Source organism: Nostoc sp. 2RC, from assembly GCF_014222165.1.
In the GTDB taxonomy this organism is placed as follows: domain Bacteria; phylum Cyanobacteriota; class Cyanobacteriia; order Cyanobacteriales; family Nostocaceae; genus Nostoc; species Nostoc linckia.
This window is the reverse complement of record NZ_JACKZU010000367.1, coordinates 1-8,144: the sequence shown is the minus strand read 5'-3', so window position 1 is coordinate 8,144 and position 8,144 is coordinate 1. Positions and strand designations below refer to the sequence as shown.

7 protein-coding genes are annotated in these 8,144 nt (G+C 39.0%); all 7 read left to right on the top strand.

Going from position 1 to position 8,144, the window contains the following annotated elements:
- The first annotated feature begins 225 nt into the window (after positions 1-225).
- The 7 genes from GNE10_RS28635 to GNE10_RS28605 all read left to right on the top strand — a co-directional run bounded on the left by GNE10_RS28635 (position 226) and on the right by GNE10_RS28605 (position 8,111).
- Positions 226-834 carry an L-threonylcarbamoyladenylate synthase gene (locus GNE10_RS28635; protein WP_185569047.1) on the top strand — a complete coding sequence of 203 codons (609 nt, stop codon included), beginning with the start codon at positions 226-228 and terminating at the stop codon, positions 832-834.
- A gap of 120 nt (positions 835-954) precedes the next feature.
- Complete coding sequence (locus tag GNE10_RS28630; RefSeq protein ID WP_185569045.1) at positions 955-1,872, top strand: sensor histidine kinase KdpD; 918 nt, start codon at positions 955-957, stop codon at positions 1,870-1,872.
- Between the two features lie 432 nt (positions 1,873-2,304).
- Positions 2,305-3,612 carry an EF-hand domain-containing protein gene (locus tag GNE10_RS28625; protein WP_185569043.1) on the top strand — a complete coding sequence of 436 codons (1,308 nt, stop codon included), beginning with the start codon at positions 2,305-2,307 and terminating at the stop codon, positions 3,610-3,612.
- Positions 3,613-3,815: 203 nt separating this feature from the next.
- Positions 3,816-4,526, top strand: a complete 711-nt coding sequence (locus GNE10_RS28620) for a TIGR04283 family arsenosugar biosynthesis glycosyltransferase (protein ID WP_185569041.1) — start codon at positions 3,816-3,818, stop codon at positions 4,524-4,526.
- Between the two features lie 216 nt (positions 4,527-4,742).
- Positions 4,743-5,498 (top strand): TVP38/TMEM64 family protein, encoded by a 756-nt coding sequence (locus GNE10_RS28615; RefSeq protein WP_185569039.1) that lies wholly within the window; start codon positions 4,743-4,745, stop codon positions 5,496-5,498.
- A gap of 126 nt (positions 5,499-5,624) precedes the next feature.
- Positions 5,625-6,347: a TVP38/TMEM64 family protein gene (locus GNE10_RS28610; RefSeq protein ID WP_185569037.1), complete on the top strand. Its 723-nt coding sequence runs from the start codon at positions 5,625-5,627 to the stop codon at positions 6,345-6,347.
- A gap of 213 nt (positions 6,348-6,560) precedes the next feature.
- On the top strand, positions 6,561-8,111 hold the full coding sequence (locus tag GNE10_RS28605) for a mercuric reductase (RefSeq protein WP_185569035.1): 1,551 nt from the start codon (positions 6,561-6,563) through the stop codon (positions 8,109-8,111).
- The last annotated feature ends 33 nt before the right edge of the window (positions 8,112-8,144 follow it).

Here is an 8,144-nt window from a genome sequence, read left to right as displayed (position 1 = left end):
TCCCCCATGAGCGACTGGCGTTAGCGTCAGCGTTAGCGACGAAGGAGCGTCACCCCGAAGGGGTTAAAGGGTAAGGGTTAAAGGTTTTTTCTTTCCCTTTTCCCCTTTTCCCTTTCCCCTTTCCCCTTTCCCCCCCTAAGTCACGAAAGCGAACTACTAGTGTAACAACCATAAACTGGTATCCTTCCCAATAGTAAAATTGGTGGACTAGTATTGTCAGTAAACATGACCCAAGTTTCTCTAGAAAAACTCATAGCTGGCGCACGCGCTGGTTTACTGGTGAGCTTTCCCACAGACACAGTTCCGGCACTGGCGGCGATACCAGAAAAAGCAGGATTAATTTTTGCAGCGAAGCAACGCAGTCAAGACAAACCTTTGATTCTCATGGCTGCTAGTGCTGAGGATTTGTGGCCTTATGTCAAAGGTAGCGATGACGAGTATAAAATTTGGCAAAAATTAACAGATAAATATTGGCCGGGAGGACTGACATTAGTGTTACCAGCAAGTCAACGCCTGCCAAAAGTGATGAATCCCAGTGACCCAACAACAATTGGGATTCGAGTACCAAACAGCGCCATTGCTCAAACTATTTTGGCGCAAACAGGCCCCCTTGCCACCACTAGTGCTAATTTTTCTGGTCAGCCACCTTTACAAACCATCGCTGAAATTACAGCTCAGTTTCCCGACGTTCTGACTCTAGCAACCACAGAATTTCAGGATGAAATATTGGGAGTGGGTATACCTTCCACAGTTGCTAAATGGACAGGAATTAATTGGCAGATTCTCCGGCAAGGTGCAATAAACTTAGATTCGTCGAATGTAAGTAAAATATAGCAACAATTTAAAACTGCGATAGATAGCTATAATGTTGTTTCCTTGGTTTCTACAGCCGAAAAATGCGGAACTTGAATTTCGGCTGTTGCCATCGATTAACAAGTTAATAATTGCCAAAATATGAATTGGATGAACTGGATATATTTAGGAGCAGGAATAGCACTAGGTCTAGGTTTTCGTCGATTTTTTACGCCATCGCCAAACTCTTCATCTAGCTTATCTGCGGTAACGCCATTAGACCAACAGGACACACCATCAATATCAGAACAAATCCAGCAAACCCAGCTGGCATACCTGATGGCAAGAGAGATGAGCCAGTTTAAAGCTGGTTTTTTGGCACGCACAACCCATGAATTGCGATCGCCTTTGAATGGTTTAATTGGTTTACATCAATTAATTTTGTCAGATCTGTGTGAAAGTCCCGCTGAAGAACGAGAATTTATTGTCCAGGCTCATGAGCGAACGCTGAAACTGCTGAAGCTAATGGATGAAATTCTCAACGTCGCTAGAACTGAGCATGGTACAAATAAACTAGATATTCAACCCAGACCCTTGGCCAATATTTTGGAGGAAGTTTATAACTTAACTTATATGCTGGCGGCAAATCGCAATTTTAAGTTGCAATTGTTACCCGCAGATCCAGAAATTTATGTTTTGGCAGATCATCTCTGGCTCCGTCAAATATTAATTAGTTTAATAGACACTGCCATTAGTCAGATGGAAGAAGGCAGCATTTATATTTCTAGCAACACCATCTCTACAAATAATTTTGTGAATATTTGGCTGGATGTACCAATGAATACCATACCTTCAAGTGAGGCAATTGACTTGATGGAATCTAAAAATCATCTGCATCAAGCAAACCTACAAAGCGTTACTCTTTCTCCAGGAATGAGGCTAGTAATCAATCAAACTCTAGTGGAAGTTATGGGAGGAAAATTAGAAATTTTCCCTTCTCAAATCGCCAAGGAACTACCCCAGGAATTGACCAGAATACAAATTTCTATTCCTGTATCTAGTAGTGCCGATGCTCTTTGATATTATGTTTCAGATTAGCTCTACGATGGTTTAATTATAAAAACTCATAGCTAGCAAAGCAATCTCGAAAAAAGCGATCGCTCTTTAACACCATTTTTTCAGATTAGACATATTAAGGCGGTAAAAACTCATTACCAGCAAAACCATCTCCAATCCACACCATCGCTTTGCTAACTTTGACAAATAAATATTAAGTAAAACTTATGCTCAATATACACTTATAAGCCAGCTACAAATCTGATGTCATATTGTGTGTAGAGATGTAGGATATCAAGAATTTAGAGGCTGAAGATATCAGGTAACTAACTCAGCTATAAAATATAAAATTTTTACAAAAAATTCCTTAAGTGCCTTAACTATCCTTGTGTTTTTTTCTCATCAGCATTAGTATATTGATTGCATCTGCAACAAAATATACCAGGTATAGTCTATATGCCAACATTCTTGAAACAAGGATTGCTAATTTTACCGTTGAGTATTTATGTCCTAGCTTACTTTTATTTCAGTAGCACTTTTACAGGAAAGGAAATTGAATATTATCAAAAACTAATTTTGTGTGCGGCATCAATCTTCAGTAATTTTTACGTTTTGTATTATCACTATACGAACCCACCACACCCAAAATTTCTGATGTTACCCAAGCGGAAATTATCAATCAGAACTCATGTAATTTCCGGAACTATAGAGATTGTTTTTGGTGTGATTGCATTTTTTAGTAGTAATCCAGAAATCCCGGCGATCGTTATGGCACTATCAGCCATAATCGGTCACGTCACTTCATCTTCTTACCAAACACCGATTGTTTTTGGCGCGAAGAGTGCAATGATTCCATCGTATATATTCTGTGTTAGTTTGCATCTTTATTGTGCCATTCATCTCCTCTTAGAACCTAATTCAGATTTGTGGTTAGTTAACACCTTTTTAGTTCTCAGTATATACGTTTGGTGTCGGGTATTTTACTTTGTATTTACTGCGTTTGGGCTTTTTAAAGATAATCTTTATTCGGCTTCGATTCTCGCAGCTGGTGTATTGATATTCCCTTCTGTATTAGGTGTGGCTGGCAACTTGTTTTTTATCGTTTTTGTACTGGGATATAATGCTCTTTATAAATTAATCATGAATCCCACACCAGCACAATGGATAAGTTGGACAAAAGAAAGTCAAAGACAGACATTAATTGATGAAGATGCGAAAGAATTATGGATCGGCAATCATTTATCAATTAATTCTGAACAACTTGACGATCGGGCATTAGCAGCAGCAGTTTTTACTCAATTGGATGTAAATCAAAGTGGAACTTTAGATAAGGACGAATTGATGAGCCTTTGGCGAGAATGGCAAGTTCCTGAGGCTTTTATCAATAATTTTATCAATGAACACACAGAGGTTAATGAATTTAATTTCAATGAATTTTATGAGCAAATCTGGCATATTAAAGGTGTCAAAGAACGGCTACAAAAGGAAACATTGAAGTTAAAATATTTAAGTAAGGGGAAAAATATTAGCAATGAAGAAAAGTGTAGATTAATTTTTGAGGAATTAGATATCGATCGCAATGGTTACATTGATGAATTGGAGTTAAAGATCCTATTACTAGAATGGGGATTACCTTCTAGTGAAGTTGAAGAATACATGCAAAAATACGATGATAACAAAGATTTGAAAATTTCCTTTGAAGAGTTTTTCAAGATGCGTCCAGTTTGGTCTTTTGCTTACTCTGATATAATTCTCGCGTCTTAAGTAAATCGCTGGGAAACTTAAGGCAGGAGGACAGAGGCTTTAAAGGTAAAATTCTGATACAAATCATTAGGTAGTAAGGGCGTACAAATAGCTGTGCGCCCTAATTACAATGATTATCGATTTACTAATTTTCAGTATATTTGAGAGGTAGTGAAAAGTGATTTATCTTGGTTATCTAATTACATAGATATTGTAGTGAACCTGTGAATTGTTCAAATCTGATTGACAAAATTTCTATTATCATTCCGGCTATTAATGAAGCAGGGAATATCAAAGAAGCGATCGCGACTACAAAAAGCAGTACAAATATAGAAGTTATTGTCGTAGATGGCGGCTCTAGTGATGATACCAAAGCAATAGCCCAGTCTTTAGGTGTCAAAGTTATCTCATCATCTCCCGGTCGTGCTGTGCAAATGAATGCGGGTGCTGCGGCGGCTAGCGGCGAGATTCTGTTATTTCTTCATGCAGATACCCGTTTACCTGCTGGGTTTGATGAAATGATTTGTACGGCGCTACAACAACCCCGAATTGTTGCTGGTGCATTTAACTTACAAATTGATGCGTCCCTTTTGAGTTTAAGATGGGTAGAGTTGGGTGTAAAGTGGCGATCGCATTTTTTTCAAATGCCTTATGGCGACCAAGCAATTTTTGTCACCAAAGCAGTATTTCAACAAGTCGGCGGTTTTCCAGAATTAGCCATCATGGAAGACTTTGAACTGATACGTCGTTTAAAAACCAAAGGACGTATTGCAATTCTCTCCACACCAGTTGTGACCTCAGCGCGTAGATGGTTGCAAAAAGGAGTGCTTAAAACTACGCTACTCAATCAAATAGTAATTATTGCTTATTTACTCGGTGTGTCACCCGAACGAATTCGTCGTTGGTATCGGGGAGAAAAATTTAAGAGGATTTAAGCTGTTTTTCATGTCGGTAGTATATCTTAGTGGCATTAGATTCGATATGTAACACCGATTGAAAAAAATAATGCCACAAATACATCACTTGTATAGACCCGATGAATCGCGTCTTGACCCAACAATGTGCTGCAATTATTAAATTGCATTGGTATAGGTTTCAAAATTCAGCTTCAAAAGGTCAAACTTGAACCTCAGAAGGTCAAATTTATCAAAATGAAGAAGCGCTTATTCACTTCCAAACTGAAAATACTACTGCTAAGTTGCTTAATTGTCACTCTTATAATTGCGGCTAAACAGTTAAACATTCAGGGACTTTTACACACCTTAATTATTTGGGTTGAGAGTCTTGGCATCTTTGGCCCTATTGCTTACATAGTCATCTACAACTTAGCAACATTATTATTTATACCTGGTTCCCTGTTAACTCTTAAAGGTGGTTGTTTGTTTGGAGTATTTTGGGGTTCAGTATATGTCCTAATTGCTGCCATAATTGGAGCTACCTTGGCTTTTTTAATTGGACGCCACTTTTCACGGAATTGGGTTTATCAACAAATGGAAAAATATCCAAAATTTAAAGCCATTGATTTAGCAGTCGCCAAAGAAGGCTGGAAAATTGTTTTATTAACTCGTCTATCTCCCCTGTTTCCTTTCAATTTATTGAATTACGCTTTTGGAGTGACACAGGTTTCTCTCAAAGATTATATATTAGGTTCCTTTGGCATTATTCCTGGTACTGTAATGTACGTTTACATTGGTTCTTTAGCTGGCAATATTGCGATGATTAATATCTCTCATCAACCAAGTACTCCAGAAACTCAAATCTGGCAATGGATAATGCGAATAATTGGATTAATTGCTACCGTTGCTGTGACTGTTTATATGACAAAAATTGCTCAAAAAGCCCTAGCTCAAAGTGTAGAACTCACAGAAACAAGTCATTTAGAACAACCAGATTCATTTCGAGAGTAGCAATTGCAAATTATCATGTTTAATTTTTTCACCTTTGCAATTTATAAAAATCAATATGTAGAAAATTGGGCAGTGTATATTTGCAGGATAATTTTTTTAATTACAGACGCTCTAGGCGCAAAGCAAATGAAAAATTTGAGATGGATTTTATTAATATTATTAGTACTTGGCTTTGGTTTTTTGTTAAATACAGACTTTGCTTTTGCACAAGAATCTGTAAATAGCAATTCTTTTAATCCCCAAGCAATTTTACGAGATGCATTGCAGTGGATTGATAGCCTTGGTACAGTGGGAGCGATCGCTTTTATTGCAATTTACATTCTCGCCACCGTTGCCTTCTTCCCAGGTTCTATTCTGACCTTGGGTTCTGGCGTCATCTTTGGCGTAGTTTGGGGTTCTTTGTATGTATTCGTTGGTGCAACCCTTGGCGCTACAGTTGCATTCTTGGTGGGACGTTATTTAGCAAGAGATTGGGTTGCTCAAAAAATCGCAGATAATAAAAAATTTACCGCCATAGACCAAGCCGTTGGCAGAGAAGGATTGAAAATTGTTTTGTTAACGCGACTGTCACCAATATTTCCTTTCAACTTATTAAACTATGCTTTCGGCATCACCGGAGTTTCCCTCAAAGATTACTTTATCGGTTCCGTAGGCATGATTCCTGGAACTATTATGTATGTTTACATTGGTTCTTTAGCTAGCAATCTTGCCACCATTGGTACTGAGGCTCAACCCACAAACTCTACTTTACAATGGACAATCCGGATTCTTGGTTTTATTGCCACACTGACCGTAACAATTTATATCACCCGCATTGCTCGCAAAGCTTTAGAAGATGAAATTTTATAAGTTAATGTACGCTAAAAAAGCACAAGTATTCGTGGTGTCGTTAACTGTTGACTGTCAATAAAACTCAGCTTTCCTCTGCGTTGAAAAATTTTTCTCATTTGATTTGTCAATTCTCAAACCGATAAAACAGTGCAAAGATGTAATTCTGATGAAATAACCATTAACAAATTTATCTTGACTTTGGTATTTTCAGTTGGCAAATGAGGTATAAAAATGACCAATTCCCAATTCGAGAGAGTTACAGTCCGTCCAATGGACGAGTATAACCAAAAGTTAGTATCCTATGTCCATCCACAAAATTGGGTCAATCCTCAACCTGCTGATATTTACGACTTGGTAGTAATTGGTGCTGGAACCGCAGGACTAGTAGTAGCCGCAGGTGCAGCAGGTTTAGATTTAGGTTTAAAAGTGGCACTAATTGAAAAGCATCTCATGGGTGGAGATTGCTTAAATGTTGGTTGTGTACCATCTAAAACTGTAATTCGTTCTGCTCGTGTAGTTGGCGAAGCTTGGAATGCTAAAAATTTGGGAGTTAATATTCCCCAACATAATATTGATGTGGATTTTCCCAAAGTTATGGCTAGGATGCGGCAGATAAGAGCTGATATCAGCCATAATGATTCCGCACAAAGATTTCAAAACTTAGGAGTTGATGTTTTCTTAGGTAGCGGCAGATTTGCGAGTAAAAATACCGTAGAAGTGGGTGATAAAATTCTCCGCTTTAAAAAAGCCGTAATTGCTACTGGCGCGAGAGCCGCACAACCCCCCATTCCCGGACTGGAACAAGCAGGTTATCTCACCAACGAAACGGTTTTTTCTTTGATTCAACGACCGGAACGTTTAGCGGTAATTGGTGGCGGCCCCATTGGTTGCGAATTGGCGCAAGCTTTCCGGCGCTTGGGTTCTGAGGTGGTACTTTTTCATAGCGGTTCTCAGATCCTCAACAAAGAAGATCCCGAAGCTGCAAAAATTCTGCAAAGGGTTTTGGTTAACGAAGGAATTCGCTTGGTATTGAATTCCAAATTGGAAGAAGTGGTAACAGTGACCCAAGGAAAACGGCTTTATTTTTCCTCCAACGGTCATCGAGATTCGGTGACAGTAGATGAAATTTTAGTAGGTGTGGGACGTGCGCCAAATGTAGAAGGTCTAAATTTAGAAACCGCAGGTGTAGAATATGACAAACGCCTTGGCGTAAAGGTGAATGATTACTTACAAACAACCAATCCCAAAATTTATGCAGCTGGCGATATCTGCATGAAGTGGAAGTTTACCCATGCTGCCGATGCCGCAGCCAGGATTGTAATTAAGAATACCCTGTTTTCTCCCTTTGGTTTGGGACGTAGCAAACTCAGCAGCTTGGTAATGCCGTGGGTAACTTATACCGACCCAGAAATTGCCCATGTGGGAATGTACGAACATGAAGCGCAGGAATTAGGCATTGAAGTGACAACCATCGCCATTCCTTTTAGTAGTGTAGACCGAGCGATCGCTGATGGTGAAGAATTAGGATTTCTGAAAATCCACCACAAAAAAGGTGACGATGAAATTCTCGGTGCAACCATTGTCGCCCGTCACGCCGGCGAAACCATCTCAGAAATAACCACAGCAATTGTAAATAAAATCGGTTTGAGTAAGTTAAGCAGCGTGATTCATCCTTATCCCACCCAAGCCGAAGCCATTAAAAAAGCAGCTGACGCCTATCGTCGTACACTCCTGACATCAACTACTAAAAAATTATTGGGATTTATCACTAAGTTATCTTGAATTGGGCATGGGGCAAGCGGGGAGTGTGGGAGG